This window comes from Bradyrhizobium sp. AZCC 2230, assembly GCF_036924495.1.
Classification (GTDB): Bacteria; Pseudomonadota; Alphaproteobacteria; order Rhizobiales; family Xanthobacteraceae; genus Bradyrhizobium; species Bradyrhizobium rifense.
This window is the reverse complement of the sequence record NZ_JAZHRS010000001.1, coordinates 870442-894403: the sequence shown is the minus strand read 5'-3', so window position 1 is coordinate 894403 and position 23962 is coordinate 870442. Positions and strand designations below refer to the sequence as shown.

General features: G+C 64.1%; 25 protein-coding genes. 14 read left to right on the top strand and 11 right to left on the bottom strand.

The features are described from left to right. Window positions 1-12: 12 nt before the first annotated feature. The gene (locus tag V1280_RS04180; RefSeq protein WP_334519369.1) at window positions 13-1101 is read right to left on the bottom strand and encodes a TRAP transporter substrate-binding protein; all 1089 of its coding nucleotides are present in this window, start codon (window positions 1099-1101) and stop codon (window positions 13-15) included. Window positions 1102-1242: 141 nt separating this feature from the next. Beyond that, entirely contained in the window at window positions 1243-1794 is a 552-nt protein-coding gene (locus V1280_RS04175) for a MarR family winged helix-turn-helix transcriptional regulator (protein ID WP_334519366.1), read from the bottom strand. 466 nt (window positions 1795-2260) lie between these two features. Here V1280_RS04175 and V1280_RS04170 point away from each other — a divergent pair, with 466 nt between their 5' ends. Next, the gene (locus tag V1280_RS04170) at window positions 2261-4108 is read left to right on the top strand and encodes a tannase/feruloyl esterase family alpha/beta hydrolase (RefSeq protein ID WP_334519363.1); all 1848 of its coding nucleotides are present in this window, start codon (window positions 2261-2263) and stop codon (window positions 4106-4108) included. Window positions 4109-4295: 187 nt separating this feature from the next. Here the strand turns inward: V1280_RS04170 and V1280_RS04165 are convergent, their stop codons facing one another. Together V1280_RS04165 and V1280_RS04160 are read right to left on the bottom strand one after the other, a co-directional pair. Further along, entirely contained in the window at window positions 4296-4553 is a 258-nt protein-coding gene (locus V1280_RS04165; protein ID WP_148777784.1) for a hypothetical protein, read from the bottom strand. 78 nt (window positions 4554-4631) lie between these two features. Next, window positions 4632-5561, bottom strand: coding sequence for a DUF2778 domain-containing protein (locus V1280_RS04160; RefSeq protein ID WP_442895105.1), 930 nt, complete (start codon window positions 5559-5561; stop codon window positions 4632-4634). A gap of 199 nt (window positions 5562-5760) precedes the next feature. Between V1280_RS04160 and V1280_RS04155 the strand changes: the two genes are divergently transcribed. Both V1280_RS04155 and V1280_RS04150 read left to right on the top strand, forming a co-directional pair. Continuing rightward, window positions 5761-6201: a DUF1810 domain-containing protein gene (locus tag V1280_RS04155; protein WP_334519357.1), complete on the top strand. Its 441-nt coding sequence runs from the start codon at window positions 5761-5763 to the stop codon at window positions 6199-6201. Window positions 6202-6301: 100 nt separating this feature from the next. Further along, window positions 6302-8383, top strand: a complete 2082-nt coding sequence (locus V1280_RS04150) for a methyl-accepting chemotaxis protein (protein ID WP_334519354.1) — start codon at window positions 6302-6304, stop codon at window positions 8381-8383. 11 nt (window positions 8384-8394) lie between these two features. Here the strand turns inward: V1280_RS04150 and V1280_RS04145 are convergent, their stop codons facing one another. Next, complete coding sequence (locus tag V1280_RS04145; protein ID WP_334519351.1) at window positions 8395-8985, bottom strand: NADPH-dependent FMN reductase; 591 nt, start codon at window positions 8983-8985, stop codon at window positions 8395-8397. Window positions 8986-9037: 52 nt separating this feature from the next. Next, window positions 9038-9985 carry an AraC family transcriptional regulator gene (locus V1280_RS04140; RefSeq protein ID WP_334519348.1) on the bottom strand — a complete coding sequence of 316 codons (948 nt, stop codon included), beginning with the start codon at window positions 9983-9985 and terminating at the stop codon, window positions 9038-9040. A 301-nt stretch (window positions 9986-10286) separates the two neighbouring features. Between V1280_RS04140 and V1280_RS04135 the strand changes: the two genes are divergently transcribed. Genes V1280_RS04135 through V1280_RS04125 form a run of 3 tightly spaced genes read left to right on the top strand, consistent with a single transcriptional unit; the run spans window position 10287 to window position 12884 of the window. Next, window positions 10287-11390 (top strand): DUF2336 domain-containing protein, encoded by a 1104-nt coding sequence (locus tag V1280_RS04135; protein ID WP_334519345.1) that lies wholly within the window; start codon window positions 10287-10289, stop codon window positions 11388-11390. After that, entirely contained in the window at window positions 11387-11704 is a 318-nt protein-coding gene (locus V1280_RS04130; protein WP_334519343.1) for a PilZ domain-containing protein, read from the top strand. Before V1280_RS04135 ends, V1280_RS04130 begins: the two co-directional genes overlap by 4 nt. Window positions 11705-11762: 58 nt before the next feature. After that, window positions 11763-12884 carry an HD-GYP domain-containing protein gene (locus V1280_RS04125; RefSeq protein ID WP_334519340.1) on the top strand — a complete coding sequence of 374 codons (1122 nt, stop codon included), beginning with the start codon at window positions 11763-11765 and terminating at the stop codon, window positions 12882-12884. Between the two features lie 148 nt (window positions 12885-13032). On the opposite strand, the gene V1280_RS04120 is transcribed toward V1280_RS04125, so the two are convergent. Then, window positions 13033-13236, bottom strand: coding sequence for a hypothetical protein (locus V1280_RS04120; protein WP_334519337.1), 204 nt, complete (start codon window positions 13234-13236; stop codon window positions 13033-13035). 134 nt (window positions 13237-13370) lie between these two features. Next, entirely contained in the window at window positions 13371-14048 is a 678-nt protein-coding gene (locus V1280_RS04115) for a nitroreductase (RefSeq protein WP_334519334.1), read from the bottom strand. Window positions 14049-14191: 143 nt separating this feature from the next. Here V1280_RS04115 and V1280_RS04110 point away from each other — a divergent pair, with 143 nt between their 5' ends. Then, window positions 14192-15154 (top strand): alpha/beta hydrolase, encoded by a 963-nt coding sequence (locus V1280_RS04110; protein WP_334519331.1) that lies wholly within the window; start codon window positions 14192-14194, stop codon window positions 15152-15154. A gap of 55 nt (window positions 15155-15209) precedes the next feature. Here V1280_RS04110 and V1280_RS04105 read toward each other — a convergent pair whose 3' ends face one another. Then, complete coding sequence (locus tag V1280_RS04105) at window positions 15210-15581, bottom strand: nuclear transport factor 2 family protein (RefSeq protein ID WP_334519328.1); 372 nt, start codon at window positions 15579-15581, stop codon at window positions 15210-15212. A 90-nt stretch (window positions 15582-15671) separates the two neighbouring features. Here V1280_RS04105 and V1280_RS04100 point away from each other — a divergent pair, with 90 nt between their 5' ends. The 4 genes from V1280_RS04100 to V1280_RS04085 all read left to right on the top strand — a co-directional run bounded on the left by V1280_RS04100 (window position 15672) and on the right by V1280_RS04085 (window position 18277). Further along, on the top strand, window positions 15672-16235 hold the full coding sequence (locus V1280_RS04100; RefSeq protein ID WP_334519325.1) for a TetR/AcrR family transcriptional regulator: 564 nt from the start codon (window positions 15672-15674) through the stop codon (window positions 16233-16235). A 9-nt stretch (window positions 16236-16244) separates the two neighbouring features. Then, complete coding sequence (locus tag V1280_RS04095) at window positions 16245-16472, top strand: hypothetical protein (protein ID WP_334519322.1); 228 nt, start codon at window positions 16245-16247, stop codon at window positions 16470-16472. A gap of 94 nt (window positions 16473-16566) precedes the next feature. Next, a complete protein-coding gene (locus tag V1280_RS04090) occupies window positions 16567-16815 on the top strand; it encodes a hypothetical protein (protein ID WP_334519319.1) in 249 nt (82 codons plus the stop codon). A gap of 370 nt (window positions 16816-17185) precedes the next feature. Further along, on the top strand, window positions 17186-18277 hold the full coding sequence (locus tag V1280_RS04085; protein WP_334519316.1) for a type II asparaginase: 1092 nt from the start codon (window positions 17186-17188) through the stop codon (window positions 18275-18277). A gap of 94 nt (window positions 18278-18371) precedes the next feature. On the opposite strand, the gene V1280_RS04080 is transcribed toward V1280_RS04085, so the two are convergent. Next, entirely contained in the window at window positions 18372-19247 is an 876-nt protein-coding gene (locus tag V1280_RS04080) for an MBL fold metallo-hydrolase (protein WP_334519313.1), read from the bottom strand. Window positions 19248-19571: 324 nt separating this feature from the next. Between V1280_RS04080 and V1280_RS04075 the strand changes: the two genes are divergently transcribed. The 3 genes from V1280_RS04075 to V1280_RS04065 all read left to right on the top strand — a co-directional run bounded on the left by V1280_RS04075 (window position 19572) and on the right by V1280_RS04065 (window position 22274). Next, complete coding sequence (locus tag V1280_RS04075) at window positions 19572-20708, top strand: alkaline phosphatase family protein (RefSeq protein WP_334519311.1); 1137 nt, start codon at window positions 19572-19574, stop codon at window positions 20706-20708. Continuing rightward, window positions 20660-21718: an alkaline phosphatase family protein gene (locus tag V1280_RS04070; RefSeq protein ID WP_334538172.1), complete on the top strand. Its 1059-nt coding sequence runs from the start codon at window positions 20660-20662 to the stop codon at window positions 21716-21718. The genes V1280_RS04075 and V1280_RS04070 overlap by 49 nt, the downstream gene beginning before the upstream one ends. A 145-nt stretch (window positions 21719-21863) precedes the next feature. Then, window positions 21864-22274, top strand: coding sequence for a hypothetical protein (locus V1280_RS04065; protein WP_334519310.1), 411 nt, complete (start codon window positions 21864-21866; stop codon window positions 22272-22274). Between the two features lie 4 nt (window positions 22275-22278). On the opposite strand, the gene V1280_RS04060 is transcribed toward V1280_RS04065, so the two are convergent. After that, the gene (locus tag V1280_RS04060) at window positions 22279-23901 is read right to left on the bottom strand and encodes an ABC-F family ATP-binding cassette domain-containing protein (RefSeq protein WP_334538170.1); all 1623 of its coding nucleotides are present in this window, start codon (window positions 23899-23901) and stop codon (window positions 22279-22281) included. Window positions 23902-23962 lie beyond the last annotated feature (61 nt).

Below are 23962 nucleotides of genomic sequence, written 5' to 3'. Positions count from 1 at the left end.
CTCTCCTCGCGATCAAGTCTTGTTGCGCTTGCTGAGCAGATAGTTGTCGTAAAAATTCTCCGCGATCTGCGTGTAGAACAACAGCTCCTTCTGATACGCGTCGTGGCTGTCCTTGGTGCGCTTGAACAGGTCGCTCTTGGCGGCGAGCTCGTTCAGATGCTCCTGGGTCGCGTTGTAGCAGGCTTCCATCACCGGCTGCGGAAACGCCTTCAGCTCCGCGCCGTTCGCGATAAGCCGCTTCAGCGCCGCCGGATTCACGCTGTCGTATTTCTCCAGCATCCAGGCGCCGGCAGCGGACGCGGCCTGGTTGACGATCGCTTGGTACTGCTTCGGCAAGCTCGCCCATTTCTCGTCATTGACGATCATGTGCAGCATGGCGCCGCCTTCCCACCAGCCGGGGAAATAGTAGTATTTTGCGACCTTCTGGAAGCCGAGCTTCTCGTCGTCATAGGGACCGACGAATTCGACCGCGTCGAGCGAGCCCTTCTCCAGCGCCGCATAGATGTCGCCGCCCGCAAGCTGCTGCGGCACCACGCCGAGCCGCGCCAGCACGTGGCCGCCCATGCCGGCGATGCGGAATTTCAGGCCCTTGAGATCGTCGACGTTCCTGATCTCCTTGCGAAACCAGCCGCCCATCTGGGTGCCGGAATTGCCGCAGAGGATGGCGTGGGTCTTGAAGGGCTTGAGCGCCTCGTTGGTGAGGTCGGCGCCGCCGCCAAAGTACCACCAGGATTCCTGGTGGCGATGGTTCATGCCGAACGGCGCGCCGGTGGCATAGGCCAGCGCTGGCTCCTTGCCGATGTAGAAATAGAGCGGTGTCTGCGCCATCTCGACGGTGTTGACGCTGACCGCATCGAGCGCCTGCAGGCCGGGGACGAGCTCGCCGGCGGCAAAGGTCTGGATCTGGAATTTGTTGTCGGTGGCCTCAGCGACGTACTTCGCAAAGGTCTGCGCCGTGCCGTAGATGGTGTCGAGCGACTTCGGGAAGCTCGAGGTCAGGCGCCATTTGATCTCCGGTGCGCTCTGCGCGATCGCAGGTGCGGCAACCAGCGTGGTCGCGCCGGCGACCGCGCCGCCCTTGAGGAATGTACGGCGTTTCATGATGGGGTCTCTCCCTCTGAGTCAGGCTTGAAATGGGTGGCGCAAGCCACTGTCTTGGCGGACCGTTTGCCCGTTCCTGCCATGCAGTTCAAGCCACGATAAAGAAGGGGCGGCCTGCCAAATCAGGCCGCAGCGGATCGCTCAGGCGTCCCCGACAAAGATCGACAGCGCCCGCTGTAACTCCTTGTAGGCGCGCGGTCCGATCTTGGCCGCGAGCGCCTTGTCGCTTTCGGCCGCCGCCGGCCTCAGCCGGCCCAGCAGCGCCGTGCCGGCCTCGGTCAAATAGAGCACGTAATAACGGCGGTTGATCGCCGACGCGGTTCGCCGCACCCAGCCACGGCCCTCCAGATGATCCACCAGCCTGCCGAGCCCGGCCCGCTCGATCGACAGCAGCTGCGCGACCGCGAGCTGGTTGACGCCGGGATTGGCATCGATCACGCAGAGCACGGAAAATTGGGCGGGACTGATCTCGAAGGCCGCCAGCTGCCGGCTGAATTCCTTGAAGATCCAGAGCTGCGCCCGGCGAATGCTGTAGCCCAGCAGTTGCGAGAGGTCCCCGAGCGCCAGCGGTTTCACCTTGGCCGTCTTCGCGCCCGGCACGATGCGCGGCGCCGGTCGCGTCGGCTTTGTCACGCGCGCCGCCCGCTGCGGTCGCGCGATCCGCTTCCTGACCCGTGCCTTGGTTGGCTGCATCGGCGCGCATCTTTCGCAAAGCCGGTGCAAGCGCATCCGGCTGCATCTTGGGGATTCGGACAGCGAGTCTAACGCAACGCGCTCGGATCGAGAAGCCGAGTGGACCATCGCGCCCGCGAGTACAGCTTCTACGACAGGTTGCACAGCAATATCGCGCAATGCGTCATGTTGACACGGCAACATGGCTCCCTTAAGGATCGTGAAAGCCTGCCGTGCCACGAGCAGGTTCAAGGGGAGCGAACGTCCGTGCCGTCATCAGGGGTGGGCACCGATCCGCATGCCACGGCGCATCGCGGCGGAATGGTTTTGCGCGCAAACGAAACTGCGTCGTGGCTCATGGCCGGCGCACGCGCCTGTCTCCCGACAGCGATTCAGAAAACGTCTCTGACCACGCGACGCCTCGCCAGTTCGCGACACGTCGGGTGCTTTCGTTCAATCATCAACGTTGAAAACGGGAGGGCATGACATGAAACGACTTTTCCTCGCCTCGACGATCGTCGCCACATGGGCGTCCTTCGGCCCGCAAGCCGTCGCACACGGGCTGCCGCCGAGCGGCGTGGCCCCGCGCTCGTCCTGCACCGCCCTCACCGGGCTCACTCTGCCGAACACGCAGATCCTCGGCGCGACGCAGAAGTCGGGCTATTGCAACGTGGTCGGCATCATCAACAAGCGCGTCTCAACGCAGGATCCCGATCACTTCACCTACGGCATCGGCTTTGCGCTCAACCTGCCCAACACCTGGCATGGCCGCTTCGAGATGATGGGCGGCGGCGGCACCGACGGCAGCCTCAATGCCGACCCGCAAGGTGCGGCCGGCGTCGAGCTCGGCCAGGGCTGGGCGGTGGCGGCCGATGACGGCGGCCACGAGGACAGTGCGACCAATGCCGTCGGCGGCTATCAGGACGACGACGCCAATGCCGGCGGCTCCGCGCATTTCGCGATCGATGCGCAGGCGCGTCGTGACTACGGCAATAACGGCATCGAGAAGACCGCGACGACTGCCAAGCAGATCATCTCCTATTTCTACGGCCTCGAGACCGTCTATTCCTACATCATGGGCTGCTCGAACGGCGGCCGCGACGCGATGGTCGCGTCGCAACGATCGCCCTGGCTGTTCGACGGCGTGATCTCGCAAAATCCCGGCTTCAACCTTCCGCAGGCGGGCCTTGCGGAAGCCTGGAACGAGCAGGTGCTCGGCACGCTTTCAACCAGCAAGGACGTCAACGGTCAGCCGTATATTCCCGACACGTTCCCGCAGCAGGACCTTCAGGTGGCATCGGCGGCGATCCTGAGCGCCTGCGACGCGCTCGATGGCCTCGTCGACGGCATCATCGACAATTATCACGCCTGCACGGCGAAGAAGGTCTATCCGGCACTCGCGAGCTATACTTGCGGCACCGGCTCGCATGGCAGCACGCCGCATGGCGGCACCTGCCTCACCCACGCGCAGGTCGATGTGCTCAAGAAGATCTACGCCGGACCGGTGAATTCAAAGGGCGAGCGGCTCTATTCGAACTGGTTCTGGGATGCCGGCATCTGGACGCCGCCGACGGCGCCGGGCGCAGGCTGGCAATTCTGGAACGTCGTCACCGCGCCGGTACCTGGTGTCAACACCGCGATCAATTTGACGCTCGGCGCCGGCGCGATCCCGATGATCTTCCAGACGCCGCCCGTCGTTACGCCCGTCAACGGACCGACCGGCCAGGAAGCCTTCGTGTTCAAATTCAACTTCGATACCGACGCGCCGAAGATCTTCACGAAAACCGCGGCCTATCCGGAAAGCGCGATGGACTTCATGGCGGCGGTCGCAACCGATTTGCGTCCGTTCAGGTCGCGCGGCGGCAAGCTGATCATCTCGTCCTCCGTCAATGACGGCATCTTCTCGGGCGCCGCGATCGCCCGCTGGTACCGCAAGATGAACCAGCGCATGGACAATCACGCGACCGATTTCGCACGGCTGTTCATGGTGCCCAACATGGCCCATTGCGGCGGCGGCGCAGCGACCACGAGCTTCGCCACGAACGAGCTCAAGGCGATCACGGACTGGGTCGAGAACGGCATCGCGCCGGAACGCATCGTGGCGGCCAACACCAACAGCACCTCGCCCTACCCGACCGCCGGCGTGTTCGATCCGCGCATTGCCCAGAACTTCCCGACCGGAGGCACGCGGCCGCTCTGCGTCTATCCCAGGATTCCCGCCTACAAGGGCAGCGGCCTGACCAGCGATGCGGCGAACTTTGCGTGCGTCGATCCCGGCTTCAGCCGAGACGGCGACCACGACTTCCACGACGATGACGACGGCGACAGGCACTGAGCCGCCGGCTGATTTCGACAGATGCACTGCGCGCGGTCTCGCCGCGCGCAGTGTGCGCAAACCTGTGCATGCTCGGGCCCCAAACTCGTCATTGCGAGCGCAGCGAAGCAATCCAGAGTCTTTCCGCGGACAGTCTGGATTGCTTCGCTTCGCTCGCAATGACGGAGTGTCGGCGCTAGCCCGGCCGTCAGAGGAGCTTCGCGCTCACGAACAACGCGCGTACCGCGTTCGTCGCCTGCACCACGAGGATGGCATTGTCGGCGGCGCCCTCCAGCGCGTGGACGGCATCGTCATGCAGCGAGCGGAATTCCATCCACTCGACCGATTTGAAGTTGGTGAGGAATTGATAGGCCTGGCCGACGGTCGCGATCGCCAGCGTGTCACCGTTCAGCTTGATCTTGAACGTCGTGCGCAGCGGGGTCTCGGAGCTTGCTGGATCACTCATGGGCTGCTTCTGGACGACGACGGCTTAACGAAGGGAAAACGGCAGCCCCGCCGCAGCAGGCAAACTTCAGGCCGAACATCAGGAATCGGTGCTGGCGCGCTGCGCGACAGTTGCCGGGCTGCTCAGGCTCGGCACGACGACCAGGCGGTTGAACTCGCCATTGTCGTAGGCCTTGAGGAAGCGATCATAGTCCTTGATCGAGACGCAGCCGTTGGAATCGCCGCGCGGCCCGAGCATGTAGGTGTGGGTCAGCAGGCCGACCCGGCCGAGCGCGCTGGTGCCATCTGTCGGCGTCATGCGCAGCGCCCGAATGCCGTGGAACAGTTTTTCGCGCGGCTTGAGGTCGTAGGTCGCAGGCGGCGTGGCACCGACCATGCGCTGGTCGACATGGTCAGGGTCGTCCATCAGCGCGCCCATGCCCGAATGGGCCTCGATCGCGACGCCGCTCGGCAGATAGAGCGCCCTCGCCTTGATGTCATAGACCGCCGTCCGCGAATCGTAGCCGAGCGCGGCCAGATCCGGCGCCTTGCCGAACAGGCCGCTGTCGGGCGTCAGCGAGGCGAGCTTGATCTTGTCGGTGAATTTTTCGAAGAAGTTGCGGTTGTCGACCCTGGGCGTGGTGTCGGCATAGGCCTGGCTGGAGGCGATCTGAGCGCTCAAATCCGCCTGCACCGGGCGTGACCGCGGCACCGGCACGGCATCGGCCCGTTGCGAGGGCCGCCTCTCGTCAACCGCTGTCCGGTCGTCGTCGGTCAAGGTCGAACGCCAGTCGTCGCCCTGGAGCTTTTGAGCGAGCATCGCCCTGGCATCGCGAAGCTTGAGCTCCACCGCGTTCAACGCCGAGCGCTCCAACGTCCGCAGGCCGGACTGATTGCCCGACAGCGAGGTGAAACGGTCGTTGAACGAAGTTGTATTGGCCGGCGGCAGCGCGGCAGTGACCAGCGGAGTGGAATCGCCGATATCCGCGACCCACGCGGCGGCGCCCAGCGCCAGCGCGATGGCAGCCATAGACAGCAAAATTGTCTCGGCTCGCCCAATTCGGCGGCGCGGCAACAGCCTCTCGGCGCTTGCGCGGTCGGAAACCATCAGATCCCCAAATCGACCCCCGGGGGACCCACCCCCACCCGGAGACTCTGTACCAGCTACCACATTGGGAGCCAAAAGTTAGGCATAATCGCGGCCGGAGAGGCACCGAAAAGGGTATTATATGACCAATCCTTTTGACCTCAACCGGTTCGTCCAGGCCCAGGACCCGATTTTTGGCGCGGTCCACGCCGAGCTGGCCCGCGGCCGGAAGCAGTCTCACTGGATGTGGTTCGTCTTCCCGCAGATCGCCGGCCTCGGCTTCAGTGCCATGTCGCAGCGTTACGCCATCGGCTCGCGCACCGAGGCCGAGGCCTACCTCGCCCACCCCGTGCTCGGCCCGCGCCTGCTCGAATGCACCCGCCTCGTGCTTGCCGTCGAGGGACGAACCATCAACGCGATCCTCGGCGCGCCCGACGATGCCAAATTCCGCTCGTCGATGACGCTGTTCGGCGCGGTGTCCGCCGAGGCTGTTTTCGACGAGGCGCTCGCCAGATATTTCGCCGGCGGGCGCGACGGTGCGACGCTGCAGATCCTCGCTTCCCTCGATCGAAAAGCCATCTGACTGCGACAACAGCGGCTGCCAGCGTAAACCCGCGATTAATACGCTCGCTCTACTTTTCGGAGAATTTCTTTCTCTCCTCGAGCCAATTGCCGGACGAACCATGAAAATCGGTACGCTGCTGACCACCGCCATCGTCTCGCTCTCGACCGTCGGCGGCGGCCTCGCCGTCTACGTCGCGGTCACGAAATACCAGACGATGGACAGGATAGCCGAGGCACAGGGCCGGCTCGCGATCGTCCGCGCCGTCAGCGACATCCCGCGCTATCTCAACCCCGAGCGCGGCTTCGCCACCAACATCATGTACGGACCGGCGACCGTCGACCCGTCGCAGCTCACCGAACATGACAAGCTGCGCAAGCAGACCGACGGCGCGCGCGACAAGATGAACGCGCTGCGCAAGGAGCTGCCCGGCTCCTTCGACGACGGCAACGCCATCGGCAGCAACATCGACGGCATCAATTCGAAATTCACCGCACTGCGCGACGCCATCGACAAGGCGATCGCGGAACCGGCGGATGCGCGCAAGGACGCCGCCAGGAAGATCGTCGCCGACAATGCCGTGCTCAACGCCGGCGTGACCGCGCTGCTCAACGAGCAGGTCCGCCGCATGGCGATCCTCAATGGCGATGCCTACCGGCAGTCGAGCTACGCCAACATCGCGATGACGCTGCGCGACATCGGCGGCCTCAATTCCAGCGTGCACAAGAACCTTGTCGGCGCGAAGAAAGTGGCCAACGATTCCGAGAAGGCCGACATGGCCCGCATGCAGGGCCGCAACGACCAGATCGTGATGTCGCTGATGGAATTGCGCGGCAACCCGGCAACGCCAGCCAACGTCGCCGCGGCGATCGAGACGATGAATGCGAGCTATGTCGAGGAATTCGGACGCGAGATGAAGCTCGTCAAGGACGGCGCCATCAGCGGCAAATACGAGCACGATGTCGAGACCTTCTACGTGTCGTCGCAGAAGGGCCTCGGCTCCATCATCGGCGTTCGCGACGCCTTCTACGACAATGCCGAGCAGATCCTCTCCGGCGCGTCCGCCGCCGCGCGCACCAGCTTCACGGTCGCGCTCGCAGGCCTCCTTGCCGTGCTGATCGCCAGCGCCGGCCTCATCGTGATGGTCCGCCGCCGCGTCTGCGCTCCGATCGTCAGCCTGACGACCCGGATGTCGCGGCTCGCCGACGGCGAGGTTGCGGAAGAGATTCCCGGCGCCGCGCGCTCCGACGAGATCGGGGCGATGGCCGCCGCCGTCCAGGTGTTCAAGGACAACATGATCCGGGCCGACCGGCTCACCGCCGAGAAGCAGGCCGAGAACGACGGCAAGATGCGCCGCGCCCAGGCGCTCGACGAGCTGACCCGCGCCTTCGAGGCCAAGATCACCGAGCTCGTCGGCGGCCTGTCGCAGGCCTCCTCCACCATGGAGACCACGGCGCAGTCGATGACCTCGACCGCCGCCCAGACCAACAGCCAGGCCGCAGTCGTGGCCGCCGCCTCCGAGCAGACCTCGACCAACGTGCAGACGGTCGCGAGCGCGACGGAAGAGCTGACGTCATCGATCGCCGAGATCGGCCGTCAGGTCGCACAATCGACCGAGATTGCAGCCCGCGCCGTCGACAACGCCCGCCGCACCGGTGACACCGCCCGCGCGCTCGCCGACGGCGCGCAGAAGATCGGCGACGTCGTCACGCTGATCCAGAGCATCGCCGAGCAGACCAATTTGCTGGCGCTCAACGCCACCATCGAGGCCGCCCGTGCCGGCGACGCCGGCCGCGGCTTTGCCGTCGTCGCCTCCGAAGTGAAGTCGCTGGCCGGTCAGACCGCCAAGGCCACCACCGAGATCTCCGAGCAGATCACGGCGATCCAGTCCGCGAGCGACCAGACCGTCACCGCGATCCGCAACGTCGCCGACGTCATCGCCGAGATCGACCAGATCGGCACCGCGATTGCGGCCGCGATCGAGCAGCAGGGTTCGGCGACCAGGGAGATCTCCCGCAGCGTCCAGGAAGCTGCTCGGGGCACCCAGGAGGTCAACGCCAACATCACCGGCGTGCAGCGCGCCGCCGACGACACCGGTGCGGCCGCACGGGAGGTGCTCGGCGCGGCCGAACAGCTCTCGACGCAGTCACGCGATCTCGCCGGTCAGTTCGACCGCTTCCTCGGCGAAGTCAGGGCGGCGTAAGCCGCACGCGTTCAGTATGGCGGCGCCTTGCGCGCCCGTTGCGCCTTGGCGGCCTCGATCCACCAATTGAGATCATCGGCGAAGCGGGGGAACGACCGTTCCAGCGCCTTGCCGCCCTCGCCGATCGGCTCGCTTTCGGCCGACAGCGTCTGTGCGATCGGCCCGACGCCGATGGTGCTCGAGATCACCACCATGCCCATCTCCGACAGCGTGCCGTGCCACGCGGTCGAGGCGCGCGCGCCGGACAGGCGGCCGGCGGAATAGCTCACGATTGCGGCCGGCCGCCAGAACCATTCCTCCAGGAAGTGGTCGGTGAGGTTCTTCAGGCCGGGCTGAATGCCCCAATTATATTCGCCGGTGACGAAGACGAAGCCGTCGGCGCCGCGGATCTGGCCGGCGAGCTTCTCCAGCGCCTCGGGCGCCGCGCCTTTGGGATATTCCTTGTACATGCGGTCGAGCATCGGCAGGCCGATCGCCTTGGCGTCGATGAACTCGACCTCCTCGCCGCGGCCGCGCAGGCGATCGATGACGAAATTCGCAAGGCGGATGCCCATGCGGTCGGACCGGTAGGAACCGTAGAGGACGAGGATGCGATTGCTCATGGCCGGCAGGTTAGCACGAAACGGCGGGACGGCCCCAACCCGATTTGCCGCGCTATCGTTTTCGCCCGAATTCCAGCGTCTGCGACGGCGTCTCGCCGAACTGATCGCGATAGCTGCGGGAGAAATCGGACAGATGCCAGAAGCCGAACGCGAGCGCGACGGCCTTGACGCTGTCGGCACCGGCGAGCAGCCGCTGGCGCACCAGCCACAGGCGACGCAGGCGCAAATAGCGGTGCAGGCTCATGCCGCGATAGCGGCGCACGACGTCGTGCAAGGTTCGGACGGACAGGCCGAGCTTGCGCGCAATCTCCTCGCTGTAGATCGGCTGCGAGAGGTCGTCGGACAACAACGCGCGGATGTCCTGGAACAGCTTGAACTGGCGCTCGTCATTCGGCCGCCGGGTCCAGCGCGCGGGCACGACATTGGCGAACGCGGCATCGACCGCACCGAGCAGGGACTCCTTCATCGCCGCCGCCATCAGCGGCACCTCGGCTGCAGAGATCGGCTCGGACGCAGCCGCCAGCACCTCCCCGACCACCTTCCGCAGCCTATGCAGCGCCGCGGGACTGGTCTCGAAGATCTTGAAGCTGGAGTTCGTCGCGGGCCAGCCGCGATCCCTCACCTCGGGCCGGAACACGACCGAGGCGATTTGCCGCTGCACTTCCTCGATCGTGTTGTAGGCCGCGCCGCTGCTGCCGATGACGATGACGGCGCGGTCGCGCTGCGCGCCGTTGAAGCGGATCGGGATTTCGAGGTCGTCCATCGCGAAGCCCACCGCCGTGCAATCGGCAACGAGCTGCGCGTCCACGACACGCGGAAATGTCCGCGTCATATTCACGTCGCAGCCCGGCAATTGCAGAATGATCTGCTCGGCCGCAATCCTTCGCACCAACGGCGTGAACTCTAAATTCAAGCCGCGGATCGAACTGCGAAACTCGTCAACGTCGGAGAAGCGAAATATCTTTGGCGCCAGTGCTGGCGCAGCATCACTGTTGTTCATGGCAAATGAAAAAGCGCGCCAGAAAACGACGCATGTCCGGCAATACGCCGATCTGAATTCCTCCTGTGAGCTCCCCCTTGGAGCGAAAGACTCAATCTGAGCCCATCTCGCTCAGTTGGCGAGTGTCCAATGCAAAGGACAAGCGGAGCGTTCGCCCCTGCCAAATTTCGATAACGTTTCCAGTGAAGCAGCCGGTGCGCTGATACCCCGGCCGGGCGAGGTCTCAATTTCAAATTAACGTCTGTGGGGCGGAATGAAGGTTGTTGGTTAGTCGAAATTTATTTGAGTACAGGCCCCTGCCATGATGGCAAATTCGCCTGCTGATATTCTGGGTGAATTGGAGGAAGCGGTCGCAAGCTGTCCGCTGGACCGTTGCGCTCGCATTCTTTCAGGCATTGTGCAGTTGCTCACTGGCAGCCGCGACCGATCGCAGGAACTGCTCTCCGGCGTGGTCGATGGCGTTCTGCTGCGACTGACGGAACGGGTCGAAACCAGTGCGCTGATCCAACTCAGCACCACCATTGCCGAGCTCAAGGTGGCTCCCCCGGAGACGTTGCGCCGCCTTGCCTCCCACGACAACGCGGACGTGGCGTGTCCCGTGCTGCTCAAATCGCAGGCACTCTCCACGGCCGATCTCGCGGCGATCGCGGCTTCGTGCGGCGAGCGGCATCAACGCGCGATCGCGGCGCGCGACTGCATCGAGCCTGATGTGACCGAGGCACTGATCAAGCGCGGCGAGCAGATCTGTCTGGCGCTGATCAAGAACCCCGGAACAAAATTCTCCGAGGCAGCTTACGCCGCCCTCGCCGGAGCCGACCAGGACGGCGAGATTGCGAAGGCGCTGGTGCTGCGGCCCGGCACACCAGACCTGATCGTGCGGAAGCTGCTCTCCGCAAAGCCCATCAAGACAGCGCCCGCCAAGCCGAATGCCTCCGCCGTTCCTCCCGCGCAAGCAGCGGCGCCGGTTCCGCCAAAGCCGCCCTCCTCGGCCGACTACGCGAACGCACGGCCCGAGATCGTTGCGCTCAACCGCGTCGGCAAGCTCAACGATTCCACCGTGAACCGCTTCGCGATCCGTGGCGAGACCGCCAATCTGTTCACGGCAATATCAGTCCTGTCAGGCGCGCCGATCGAGATCGTCGAGCATGTCATGAGCGACGATGATTGCGAGGGCCTGGTGATGGCCTGCCGGGCGTCGCGCCTGAACTGGGCGACCACGCTTGCGATCCTGAGCAATCGCAGCGGCGCCCGGCTCTCTTTCGCGCAGCGCGAGCGCGCGCAGCTGATTTTCGAAACACTTCTGTTGTCGACCAGCCAATGGACGGTGCGCTGGGGGGAAATCGCAGCAAGCGCCAATACAAGCGATCCGGGAAATCGCGGCGCGAAAATGGGGGTTAGCCGATGAAATTCGACGGTCGCAAAGCATCTCGCGTGAAAATGGACCACAAGCAGGCCGTGAACCTGATGGGCTCGGACGGCACCTGGCGGCGCAGTTGCGTGCTGCTCGACGTGTCGCAGACCGGCGCCAAGATCGAGGTCGAAGGCACCCTCGACGTGCTGCAAGCCAAGGAATTCTTCATGCTGCTGTCCTCGACCGGTCTCGCCTACCGGCGCTGCGAGCTGGTCTGGATCGACGGCACCATGGCCGGCGTGCACTTCATTAACAGGGACAGCAGGAAACCGGCGAGCGCGAAAGCGGACGCTGCGCCGGCCAAATAGGCAAACCGACACAAGACAACATCAAGTTCATCTAACTCCAGTCAACTCCAGGTCACCCGTGCAGAACGCGCGAACCATCACCAGTTCCGTCAAAGGCGATGGCGGCATCCGGGCGGCGCAATCGGCGCGCCCCTTCGTGCATGTGCTGGCGGACACCTCCGACAAATTGTCGGGCATCTGCGCGGCGCTCGAACAGCAATTCGCCGTCGCCGGCGAACGGCTCGACGCGGAAGCCAAGCTGACGCAAGTGCCGTTTGCCATCGTCGTCCGCGCGGAGCTGCGTGACGTCGACAACATCGTGGCGATCAAGAGGCGGTCCGCCAGGCTGGCCAAGGCCACCAAACGCATCTTCCTCGTCGAGCATTCCTCGCACGTCTGCATCTCGCAAGCCTATGCGCTCGGCGCGACGCTTGTGCTCCCCGGCCCGCTCAACAAGATCAAGCTGCTGGCGGCGCTGGCTGATCCGGCCGACCCGGCATCGGACTCGCGGGGCAGTTCGCCCCAGCCCGACAACGCCGTCGAGACCGCGGCCACCGCCATCGCATCGATGTTCACGGCCGTCACACTTGGCCAGCCCCTTGATGTCGACGGCACCAAGGCAGCCGGACGCCAGATTGCCGACCGCATCACCGAGCACGGCCTGTCGGAATGGCTGACCACGGTACGGCGCCACCATGAGGGAACCTACCAGCATTGCCTGCTCGTGACCGGCGTTGCCATCGGCTTCGGACTGAGCCTCGGCGTCCGACGAACCGACCTGGAGCGCCTGTATTCGGCCGCCATGTTCCATGACATCGGCAAGGCCCAGATCCCGCTTGCGATCCTGGACAAGCCCGGCCGGCTCGATGCCAAGGAGCGCGCCATGATCGAGACGCACCCGGCGGCGGGTTACGACTTTCTCAAGGACCACGAGAAGATCTCGCCGGAAATTCTCGATGCCGTCCGACATCACCACGAATATCTCGACGGCAGCGGCTATCCGGATGCGCTGGCCAGCGAGAGCATCAACGACATCGTGCGCATTCTCACGATCTCGGACATCTTCGCCGCACTGATCGAACACCGGCCCTACAAGCCGACGATGCCGCGCAACGAGGCCTATAATATTCTCTGCGGGATGACCGGAAAGCTGGAGAAGGCGCTGGTCGCATCCTTCAAGGAGGTCGCACTCTCACGCTGAGCGCGCGCCAAACCAGCGGGCGGGCAACGACGTCACGGGTGCGCCGAGTGCATGATCCGGAAAAGTGCGCAGCGCTTTTCCGGCAAGATCATGCGCAGACAACAATAACCTAAAGCGCGATGACGATTAATCCCAATCTCATCGCGCTTTAGTGCGTCGCCCGGTATTTGATGCGGTGCGGGATCGAGCGACAAGCCAGTCCTTCGGCGAGCAGCTTCATGTCCTCGCGCCGGCCACTGCGGACCAGCCTGCTGAACTCTTCAGCCGTAAAAGGAAGGCTGGGATCATCATCGATCGGACGCCGCATCCGCGGACCGAAGAACCATCGAACCAGGCTAGCCAGCCGCCGCATGTCAATTCCCTCGCGCCAGCAACAAACCTTTGAGTCCGCATATTGTTCCTCCTGCACGGTGGAGATTGCAAGAGGCCGTAACGAGTCCGCACGAAAAATTTCGTGAGGGAATAATCTCCTCCAGCCTCTCTGTGTCAGTCGGCGAAACCGACGTAGCGAACGAACTCGTCATTGCCCTCGCGCTCCGAACGAACGGCATTCGCGGCAAAGTTGTCGTCGGGATAGCCCATCGCAACGCAGGTCATGATGACCTCGTCTTCCGGGATCTTTGCGACTTCGCGCACGATGTCGGAGCGCATGATGCCCTGCCCGTTGATGACAGAGCCGAGCCCGCGGTCCCAGGCTGCCAGCACGATGCCGTAGCAGAGTGCACCGAGATCGAAATGGCAGACGGCGCCGGGATCGAGCACGCGGTCATAGGTCAGCACCAGCGAAACCGGCGCGTCGAACTGGCGGAAGCCGCGCAGCACCCAGTCCTGCCGCATCGGCTTGTCGTCGCGCGCAATCCCCATCGCGCCGAACAGCTTCTTGGCGATGTCGACCTGGCGGCTGCGATGCACGCCCTGGTACTCGCCATGGCTGATGATGTCGCGCTTGACCGTGGCGCCACCGATCATCTCGTCCATGTTGCGGCGACGCACCTCTTCGAGCGGGCTGCCTGTGAGCACGTGAACATGCCAGGGCTGTGTGTTCATCGACGACGGTGCGCGCTTGGCGCTCTCGATGATCGCCTCGACGACGGCGCGCGGCACCGGCTGCTGCTTGAAACCGCGCACGCTGCGGCGCGACTGGACCAGCGTTTCGAATTCCACCTCAGGACCTCCCTGCCCGTTCGTTCATCTGCATGACGTCTGCAACACGTCTCCGGTTGCCGATGCGGCGCGTGAAATCTATGCTAACCCGCAAGCAAGACCAAGAACCCCTGTGGCCACGCCACACCCGTGAGGATCCGATCATGGCCGCACCGCTCGATCCCGTCATCGCCCAGATCATTCCGCTGCTGCCGCTGCGCGATCCCGCGACGATGACGCCACAGAGCGCCCGCGATTCCTTGCGCGCACTGGCTGCCGCGCGCGCCGCCGTGCCGCCGCCGCCCGTCGATGCCGTGCAGGATATCCAGGTGAAGGGCGGCGCCGGCCCGCTGAATGCACGCGTTTATCGCACCGGCAGCGCGCCCGCGCCCACTGTCGTGTTCTTCCATGGCGGCGGCTGGGTCGCGGGTGACCTCGAGACCCACGACCGGCAGGCGCGCAATCTTGCGATCGAGACCGGCGCGGTCGTCGTCTCCGTCGACTATCGCCGCCCGCCGGAAACGCGCTTTCCCGGCGCCTTCGAGGACGCCCTCACGGCTGCGAGCGACGTGTTCAACCGTGTCGCGGAATTTGGCGGCGATGCAAAGCGTGTTGGCGTTGCCGGTGACAGCGCCGGCGGCAATCTCGCAGCCGCCACCGCGATCGCCTGCCGCGATGCCGGCATCAAGCTCACCGCGCAGCTGCTGGTCTATCCCGTCACCGACGTCGTGGGCTTCTATGCCGACGCACGCGAGAACGCGCGCTTTCCATCGCGCGCCGAGAATGCCGAAGGCTACTTCCTCTCGCGTGCGGTCATGAAATGGTTCGCCGGCCATTATCTCGCTGATGCCAGTCACGCCGCCGACTGGCGGGTCTCGCCGCTGCGTGCCGCCTCACTCGCAGGCCTCGCGCCCGCGATCGTGACCACCGCCTGGTTCGATCCGCTGCGCGACGAAGGCACAGCCTATGCGTGGGCGCTGGAGACCGCCGGCGTGCGGGTGAAGCATCACGAGGGCGCCGGCCTGATCCATGGCTATTTCGGCCTCGGGGACGCCTCGGAGGTCGCCCGCGCCGAGGCGCAGCGTGCACGCGCCGATTTCAAGGCGCTGCTCGCGCGGGGGATTTGATCTCGATCGTTCGAGCCGGCTGCGGCTCGTTGCTGCGCCTACCGAAGGCGAACGATCAGGGTTGTCCAGGCGGGACCTCGAAGAAGCCGGTCGCCTGAACCAGGCGGCCGTCGTCGTCAAAGCGACCAAAGCTTTCGCCCTTCACGAACACCTGGCCGAGGCCGTTGTACATCGTCCAGCGAAACAGGCCCTGCTCGTGATGCACGAGAAAGCTGTCATTCTTGAAATGCGCGCCGGGAAACTTGAGCTGGGATTGGGCGATGCGGGCCATCAAGGCGTCCCGCCCGTGGACCTGTGAAACGGGATCGGCATACACGCAATCCAGGGCCACGCTCTGCTCGAGCAGGCGACGGCGTTCGATCTCATCAATCGGGCCCCACGCGGACTGATAAATATTCCAGGTTTTCAGGCGTGCTTCATCGTTCATAGTCCAGGTCCCGTGATGTTGCCCTCCTTGTCATATTGACATTTTTCGATTTTTTGTCAATCTTGACCGTCTGTTGATCGCGGGAGGCTCATGCCCCATCCGAAGGTTTCGAAAGCGGAGCTCGCCGTTGCGGCTGCAACGGACGTGTTCTCGCGTTATGGCTACGCGCGCACGACGATGGGCGACATCGCCGCGCAGGCGGGAATGTCGCGGCCGGCACTTTATCTGCTCTTCCCCGACAAGGATGCCATCTTCGCGGCCGTGATCCAGAGAATGGATGAGCAGAAGCACCGCGAGATCCACGCCGCAATCGCACGGCTCGATGGCCTTCACGCCAAGCTGCTCTACGCCTGCAAGTCCTGGGGAGCCCACGGTTTCGACCTGGCCGAGATGCATCCCGACGCGGCGGATCTGTTCGATCTGCACTTTCGCACAGTCCGCATCGTCTACGACAATTTTCAGATTCTGGTGACCGATCTGATCCGCGACCAGGTGCGATCCGCCGGCATAGCGGATGAGCCGGAAGCGCTGGCGCGATGCCTGGTCTTTGGCATGCGTGGGCTGCGCGAGACCGCCCGGAACGGCAAGGACATGCGGCGCCTGATCGCGGTTCAGGTTGCCATGCTGGTCAGAAGCATCGGCGGCAAGCGCTGAGGTCGTTCAGTGCAGCAACTCCGGTTGAATGTCAGCCTTGCAGGGTGTCTCCTGCGCGCTAAACATGACGGCCGACGGACCAGACCTGGCAGCCCCATCGACGTCACCCTCTATCCCGGCGCCACCCATGATTTCGACGAGCCGCCGTCGCGGCGGCAGTCGGCACCGGGGAATCAGGCGGCCATGGACGATGCCCTCGTCAAGGCCGCAAGCATTCTCGACGGCTGGAAAAAATGAGGCGAGGACCGATGCCGCGCCGCGATCCTGCTTGATTGCGCCACGATTCCGGGCTCCAATTCGGAGCGCCATCTTTTGGTTTAGGGAGACACCCATGATGAAGCGAATTTTCCTGGCTGCGATCGTTGCCACCTTTGCAGCTGGCTCGGCGCTTGCAGACGACACCTGCGAGAGCAAGGCAGTCGGCAAGGACGGCAAGGCGCTCGCCGGCGCGGCCAAAACCTCGTTCATGAAGAAGTGCAAGGAAGACGCCTGCGCGCCGAAGGCCGTCGGCTCCGATGGCAAGGCCCTCGCCGGCGCCGCCAAGAACAGCTTCATGAAGAAGTGCGAGATGGGCGCGTAAGGCGTTACGATACATCTACTCCCTCGCCCCGCTCTTGTCCGCCGAAGCCTTAGCGAAGGTGGATGCGGGGCCGCGACGAGCTTCGCTCGCGCTGAGAGGGTTGGGGTGAGGGGGAGTCTCCGCAGAGAAGGCGGTAGTTGGATTCGCGGAGAGTCCCCCTCACCCGAATTTGCGCTGCGCAAATTCGACCTCTCCCGCAAGCGGGGCGAGGTGAAGACAGACCTTCGCCGCCTCCACGCGCGCGCCGAGCGCCCGAACGAAATCACCCGAAAACATCACAACCCTAGACAGAAGCCGTCGGCTGACGGATCATGCAGTGCTGAGCGAAACGGGGCGCGTCGACAAGGCTTTCCAGCAAAAGGACGTTAAGATGTGGCAACTTCGAGTGCGTAATCAGATATTGGCAACATTGAGCTTGCTGTTCGTGCTGCTCATCAGTTTTGACGTCGCGAACGCGAGGGGCGTCGGTCTGCCCAACGTCATGGTTCTGGCAACCGGCGGCACAATCGCCGGCTCCGGAGCGAGCAGCACCACCGTGGTCGGTTACACCGCAGCCACGGTGGGCATCGAGACCCTCCTGAACGCCGTCCCCGAGCTGAAGACGGTGGCCAACGTCAAGGGCGAGCAGGTTTTCCAGATCGCCAGCGAGAACATGAACAATGACTACTGGCTGAAGCTTGCCAAGCGCGTCAACACGCTGCTCGCGCAGGACGACGTCGACGGCATCGTGATCACGCACGGCACCGATACGATCGAGGAGACCAGCTATTTCCTGAACCTGACCGTCAAGAGCAAAAAGCCTGTCGTCGTCGTGGGCGCGATGCGGCCGTCGACCGCGATCAGCGCGGACGGGCCGATCAACCTGTTCAATGCGGTGATCCTCGCAGGCAGTGAGGAAGCGGTCGGCAAGGGCGTGCTCGTCTCTCTCAACGATCAGATCAACGCGGCGCGCGACGTCACCAAGAACAACACTTCGACGGCAGACACCTTCCGCACGCCGGAGCTCGGCTTTCTCGGTTACATGCAGGGCAACAAGCCGTATTTCTATCGTCAATCGACCCGCCGGCACACGGCGGACTCCGAATTTGACGTCTCTAACCTCGATGTCCTGCCGCAGGTCGATATCGTCTACGGCTACGCCAACATGAACCGGGTCGCGATCGACGCTTTTGTCGCCGCCGGCGCCAAGGGGATCGTGCATGCCGGCACGGGTGACGGCAGCCTTGCCCGGCCCGCGGTCGAGCCGGCTCTTGACGAGGCCCGCAAGAAGGGTGTCGTGATCCTCCGCAGCAGCCGCGTCGGCAACGGCATCGTCGCGCGCAATGGCGAAGCCAAGGACGACGAACACGACTTCGTCGTCTCGGATACGCTCAACCCGCAAAAGGCGCGTATTTTGCTGATGCTGGCGCTGACCAAGACCACCGACACCAAGGAAATCCAGCGGATGTTCTACGCCTATTAGAGCGTTTTCGAGCGAAGTGGATTCCGGTTCGCGTGAGGAAAACGCGTCAAAACAAGAATCTAGAGCCCCGCAACGGGGCTCTAGAGCATCCGCTCTATTCGCGCTTGAAGCGGTAATCAAAGGCGGCGCCGAACGGCTTGATCAGTCCAACCGTCGGCGCCGGAAAATGGATCGGCAGGATCAGCGTGTCGGTGTCGGCGACGGAAGCGAAGAACTTTCGCCGCGACACCGCCGACTGCTTCGCATCCCAATCGGGCTTCGCCGACCAGTCCGGCTCGCGGCACTGGATCTGGTGGTGCATGAGGTCGCCGGCGACCACCGCGCGCTGTCCCCCAGAGAAAATATTCACGCAGCAATGGCAGGGCGAATGCCCGGGCGTCGGCGTCAGCGTGACAGTATCGTCCAGCGCATAATCGTCGTCGACCAGCAGCGCCTGCCCCGCCTCGACGATCGGCAGGCAATTGTCGCGGAAGACCGTTCCCGGCGGATTGTTGCCCTTGGCATTCTCGGCCTCCCAGGCCGCGTACTCGCCCTTGTGGAAGACGTATTTCGCGTTCGGGAATGTCGGCACCCAGCGGCCGTCGCGCAATGTCGTGTTCCAGCCGGTATGGTCGATGTGCAGATGCGTGCAGAAGACATAGTCGATCTGCTCGAAGCCGATTCCGAGCGCGAACAATTCGTTGCGCCAGCGTTCCTTGCCGGGAAAGTCGAACGGCGGCGGATGGCCCTTGTCCTCGCCGGTGCAGGTATCGACCAAAATGGTGTGGCGCGGCGTGCGCACGACAAACGTCTGATAGGTGATGACCATCATGCCGCGTGCGGCGTCGAACACTTCGGGCTCCATCGTCGGCAGATGGTGCTTGAACACACCGTCGTCATAAGCCGGGAAAAAATCTTGCGGCCGTCGCCACGGCCCGTCCCGCTCGATCACCGCATCGATGGTGATGTCGCCGATCCTCAACTGTTTCACGCGCCCCTCCCGATTTTTCTCAAGCGTAACGAACGAGTTCGCAGCCTTCAAGGCGCGTGAGCGCAGGCCTGCATTGCCGGGTTCCCTTCACGCGCGCGTCAGAGATCGAGTTGGACTCTTGCGACAACATCCGCGCAGCGACGCGCACGCGTCGCTCAAGCGTCACACGCGCGTCGTCGGCCGCACTCGATACTCCACGTGTCATTCCAGGTGAAACGCGCACAGATTGTGCGGCAAAAAACACGGGGCAGCACGTGGACAAGAAAAAGGCTTCTCTCCCTGATATCGTCGCTTTCGCTCGCGGCATCGCTGGCCGGCACGGCCATGCCGGTTCACGCCGATCAGGATGGCAACGAGCGCGATCGCGGTTCCGACAATTCGCGTGACAGGGATCACGGCAGGCATCACGGACATCGCTCGCCGCCGGTGGTGCTCATCTCGCTCGACGGCGCCAAGCCTGATTTCATCCAGCAGTTCATCGCAGAAGGCGTGCTGCCGCGCGACGGCGGCCTGGCGCGGCTGAGCCGTCATGGCGCGATTGCCGTGCAGAACATCACGGCCTCGCCCTCGCTCACCGCGGTCTCGCATATTGAAATCGCGACCGGCTCGACCGCCGTCCACAACGACATCCCCTCCAACACCTTCCAGGCGATCGTCGGGCCAGCCACCTCGAGCCTCAGCGGCTTTGCTGCGCCGATCGGTGGCTATCGCGAGAGCCCGCTCGGGCCGACGCCGCGGCCCACGGCCCTGCCGCTGTGGGTGCAACTGCGCCAGCAGGGCAAGAAGGTCGTCACCGCGACCTGGCCGGGCGGCGACGGCGCCGACATCTCGATCAACGGCACCGTGGTGCAGCCAGCGCAGCCGATCCGCGTCACCGACTATACCGTGCCGTTCGGCGCATTCGGCGGCCTCGGCGCCCAGGGCTTTTCGCTGACCCAGACCGACTTCGCTCCCGATGCGGCAGTGGCCTCGGCGCTGCAAGCGGCCGGCCGCTTCTCGTTCAGCCCGGTGCTGGCGACTGCGAATCCGATCGAGAGCTTTTCCTGCGCATCGGCCTCGACCGCAACCTGCACCAGCGCGGCAACGCTCGACCTCAAATACGCGATCCGCGTTGCCGCACTCGACACCACCAACGACAACGTCGCGAACTACGACACGCTGGTGTTCTTCGACGCCACGCGCGGCATCACGGCGGGACCCTTCGCGCCGCCGGCGACCGGGCCGGCCTACGTCAAGTTCGGCGGCGAGAATGCGCCGTTCTTCTTCGACGGCAGCGGCGCGAAAGTCGGTGCGGCCTATTTCGTCTCGCAGCTCGCGCCTGATCTCTCGGTGGTGCGCTTCGCCCGCTATGGCGCCAATTTCATCCCGCGCAACGCGCCGGTGCTGGCCGATGTCGACGACTCAACAACAGCATCGGGTTCTGGCGTCCACAGGCCGATTTCCGCATTCCGGAGCGGCTGAGCCCGGGCTTCACCAATTTTCCCGACGTCGAGATCGAGGCGATGTACGAGGACATGGTCAAGACCTTCGTGCGCTACCAGGCCGAGATCGGCGAGCGCGCGATCCAGAACCATCCCGACGCCGACCTCGTGATGGTCTATATCGAGCAGCCTGACGGCTCCGAGCACCAGTTCCTGCTCACCGACCCGCGCCAGGGCACCAACCCGAAGGACCCGAACTCGACCGGCGCCAACCAGGATCCCGCGAAAGTCGCGCGCTACGGCTCCTATATCCGCTTTGCCTATCAGACCGCGGACAAGGCGGTGAAGCGGATCATGGACGCGGCAGGCCCGGACAGCAACGTCATCGTTGTTTCAGACCACGGCTTTGCGCCGTTCCACACCTCGGTCAGCATGACCAACATCCTGAAGAATGCGGGCATCGACACCACCAAGGTGGCGATCCGCACCTCGGGTCCCGCGGCCAACATCTACATCAACCTGCAGCAGCGCGAGCAAGGCGGCACCGTCGATCCCGCCACCTACCAGGCGCTGCTGGCGCAGATCACCGCAGCCGTGCAGAACGCGGTCGACCCGAACCCGAAGTTCAACTTCTCGCTCGAGCAGGGGAAGATCTTCACCGTGGTCGAGACCCGTCCGGCGCAATGCGAGGCCGGGCTCGGGCAGTGCACCAGCAAGACCATCGGCCAGGATTTTGGCGATGTGTTCGCGCTGATGGCGCCGGGCTACAATTTCGACGGCATCCAAAACCCCGGCGTCGCCCGCCTCGGCGATGCGCCGTTCAACCCGGCCACGACCGCATTGTCGATGCCCAATTTCTACGGCGCCCACGGCCACGATCCGAAGCTGCCGGTGATGAGCGCGACCTTCATCGCCTCCGGCCCCGGCATCCGCGACAACACCACGATCCGTCGCATGCACAATCTCGACGTGGCCCCGACCATCATGCAGATCCTGGGCGTCAGGCCGCACGGGGTCGATGGCGAAGTGCTGAACGAGATCTTGCGGTAGCCGCCGCAAACCCAACGGATGGGCGCCGATCGGCGCCCATCCTGCATGGCCACTTGCGACCAGCGTCGCCAAAAGAAGCGGGCATGTGCCCTTGGCAATCTTCGTACGAAAGTTACCATAGCGTACCGCTCTTTGGAGAGATGCTGTGGCGATGACGGTCGAATTGCTGACGCGAATGATCGGCTCGCTGCCGGCAAATGAAGACAAGGCGGCGGCGCTCAACTTCCTGAAACGAACGGATCTGACGCAGCCTGGCTCTGTGGCGGGAGCATCGAACTACGCGTCTGCCGAATTCTGGCTCCGACTACTCAGAATACGGCAGGAGAGTACTATCAGAGCCGGCATCGCTACACGTGGCTTTCCATCACTGCTAACTGCGCTGGAGAAGCTGAGTCCATCGGCTCCCGTAACCATCACAGTATACACGACCAACGCAGAGGCCGGAAACTTTTGGTCAGATCAGGATGATCGACTCGTGGGCTTCGTGCTCGTGGAACGTCGATCTCCCGAAGAAGAGCAAGAGCGCCGGGAGTGGTTTCGGCGAAACCTGACATAGCTCACTACGACCGCAATCCCGGCGCTTCCTGCCCGGTGCGCGCGACGTATTCCGTGTAGCCGCCGCCGAACTGGTGGATGCCCTCGGGCGTCAGCTCCAGCACGCGGTTGGACAGCGTCGCAAGAAAATGCCGGTCATGCGAGACGAACAGCATGGTGCCTTCGAAATCCGACAGCGCATTGATCAGCATTTCCTTGGTGGCGAGGTCGAGATGGTTGGTCGGCTCGTCCAGCACCAGAAAGTTCGGCGGGTCGAACAGCATTTTGGCCATCACGAGCCGCGCCTTCTCGCCGCCTGACAGCACCCGGCAGCGCTTCTCGACGTCGTCGCCGGAGAAGCCGAAGCAGCCGGCGAGCGCGCGCAAGCTTCCCTGCCCCGCGGTCGGAAACTGGTCTTCCAGCGACTGGAACACGGTGCGTTCGCCGTCGAGCAGATCCATCGCGTGCTGGGCGAAATAGCCCATCTTGACGCTGCCGCCGACCGCCACCGTCCCCTCGTCCGGCTCGCTCGCCCCGGCAATGAGCTTGAGCAGCGTCGATTTTCCGGCGCCGTTGACGCCCATCACGCACCAGCGCTCCCTGCGGCGGATCATGAAATCCAGCCCGTCATAGATGCGCTTGCTGCCATAGCCCTTGTGGACATTCTTTAACGCCACGACGTCCTCGCCGGAGCGCGGCGCCGGCAGGAAGTCGAAGGCGATGGTCTGGCGGCGGCGCGGCGGCTCGACGCGCTCGATCTTGTCGAGCTTCTTCACCCGGCTCTGCACTTGCGCGGCGTGCGAGGCGCGCGCCTTGAAGCGCTCGATGAATTTGATCTCCTTCGCGAGCATCGCCTGCTGGCGCTCGAACTGCGCCTGCTGCTGCTTCTCGTTGAGCGCACGCTGCTGCTCGTAGAACTCGTAATTGCCGGTGTAGGTCGTCAGCGAGCCGGAATCGATCTCGACCACTTTTGAGATCACGCGGTTGATGAACTCGCGGTCATGCGAGGTCATCAGCAGCGTGCCTTCGTAATCGTGCAGAAACTTCTCCAGCCAGATCAGGCTTTCCAGATCGAGATGGTTGCTCGGCTCGTCGAGCAGCATCACGTCGGGACGCATCAAAAGAATACGCGCCAGCGCCACGCGCATCTTCCAGCCGCCGGAGAGTTTTCCGACGTCGCCGTCCATCATCTCCTGGCTGAAGCCGAGGCCGGACAACGCTTCGCGCGCGCGGCCGTCGAGCGCATAGCCGTCGAGCTCTTCGAAGGCGTGCTGCACCTCGCCATAGCGCGCGATGATCTCGTCCATCTGGTCGGCCTTGTCGGGGTCGGCCATCGCGACCTCAAGCTGGTGCAACTCGGCCGCGACCTCGCTGACGGGACCCGCGCCATTCATCACCTCGGCCACGGCGCTGCGGCCCGACATCTCGCCGACGTCCTGGTTGAAATAGCCGATGGTGATGCCGCGGTCGGTCGAGACCTGCCCTTCGTCGGGCAGCTCCTCGCCGGCGATCATCCGGAACAGGGTGGTCTTGCCGGCGCCGTTCGGACCGACGAGGCCGATCTTCTCGCCCTTGTTGAGGGCGGCGGAGGCTTCGATGAACAGGATCTGGTGGCCGGCTTGCTTGCTGACGTTGTCGAGGCGGATCATGAGGTCTTTTTGGGGGAATTGTTGCGTTGCGGCGTAATAGGCCATGCGGGGCGCCAGGGGA

Coding starts and splice junctions, on each gene's coding strand:
- V1280_RS04180 (WP_334519369.1), bottom strand. CDS start 1,101: ATGAAACGCCGTACATTCCTCAAGGGCGGCGCGGTCGCCGGCGCGACC.
- V1280_RS04175 (WP_334519366.1), bottom strand. CDS start 1,794: ATGCAGCCAACCAAGGCACGGGTCAGGAAGCGGATCGCGCGACCGCAG.
- V1280_RS04170 (WP_334519363.1), top strand. CDS start 2,261: ATGAAACGACTTTTCCTCGCCTCGACGATCGTCGCCACATGGGCGTCC.
- V1280_RS04165 (WP_148777784.1), bottom strand. CDS start 4,553: ATGAGTGATCCAGCAAGCTCCGAGACCCCGCTGCGCACGACGTTCAAG.
- V1280_RS04160 (WP_442895105.1), bottom strand. CDS start 5,561: ATGGCTGCCATCGCGCTGGCGCTGGGCGCCGCCGCGTGGGTCGCGGAT.
- V1280_RS04155 (WP_334519357.1), top strand. CDS start 5,761: ATGACCAATCCTTTTGACCTCAACCGGTTCGTCCAGGCCCAGGACCCG.
- V1280_RS04150 (WP_334519354.1), top strand. CDS start 6,302: ATGAAAATCGGTACGCTGCTGACCACCGCCATCGTCTCGCTCTCGACC.
- V1280_RS04145 (WP_334519351.1), bottom strand. CDS start 8,985: ATGAGCAATCGCATCCTCGTCCTCTACGGTTCCTACCGGTCCGACCGC.
- V1280_RS04140 (WP_334519348.1), bottom strand. CDS start 9,985: ATGAACAACAGTGATGCTGCGCCAGCACTGGCGCCAAAGATATTTCGC.
- V1280_RS04135 (WP_334519345.1), top strand. CDS start 10,287: ATGATGGCAAATTCGCCTGCTGATATTCTGGGTGAATTGGAGGAAGCG.
- V1280_RS04130 (WP_334519343.1), top strand. CDS start 11,387: ATGAAATTCGACGGTCGCAAAGCATCTCGCGTGAAAATGGACCACAAG.
- V1280_RS04120 (WP_334519337.1), bottom strand. CDS start 13,236: ATGCGGCGGCTGGCTAGCCTGGTTCGATGGTTCTTCGGTCCGCGGATG.
- V1280_RS04110 (WP_334519331.1), top strand. CDS start 14,192: ATGGCCGCACCGCTCGATCCCGTCATCGCCCAGATCATTCCGCTGCTG.
- V1280_RS04105 (WP_334519328.1), bottom strand. CDS start 15,581: ATGAACGATGAAGCACGCCTGAAAACCTGGAATATTTATCAGTCCGCG.
- V1280_RS04100 (WP_334519325.1), top strand. CDS start 15,672: ATGCCCCATCCGAAGGTTTCGAAAGCGGAGCTCGCCGTTGCGGCTGCA.
- V1280_RS04090 (WP_334519319.1), top strand. CDS start 16,567: ATGATGAAGCGAATTTTCCTGGCTGCGATCGTTGCCACCTTTGCAGCT.
- V1280_RS04085 (WP_334519316.1), top strand. CDS start 17,186: ATGTGGCAACTTCGAGTGCGTAATCAGATATTGGCAACATTGAGCTTG.
- V1280_RS04075 (WP_334519311.1), top strand. CDS start 19,572: ATGCCGGTTCACGCCGATCAGGATGGCAACGAGCGCGATCGCGGTTCC.
- V1280_RS04060 (WP_334538170.1), bottom strand. CDS start 23,901: ATGATCCGCCTCGACAACGTCAGCAAGCAAGCCGGCCACCAGATCCTG.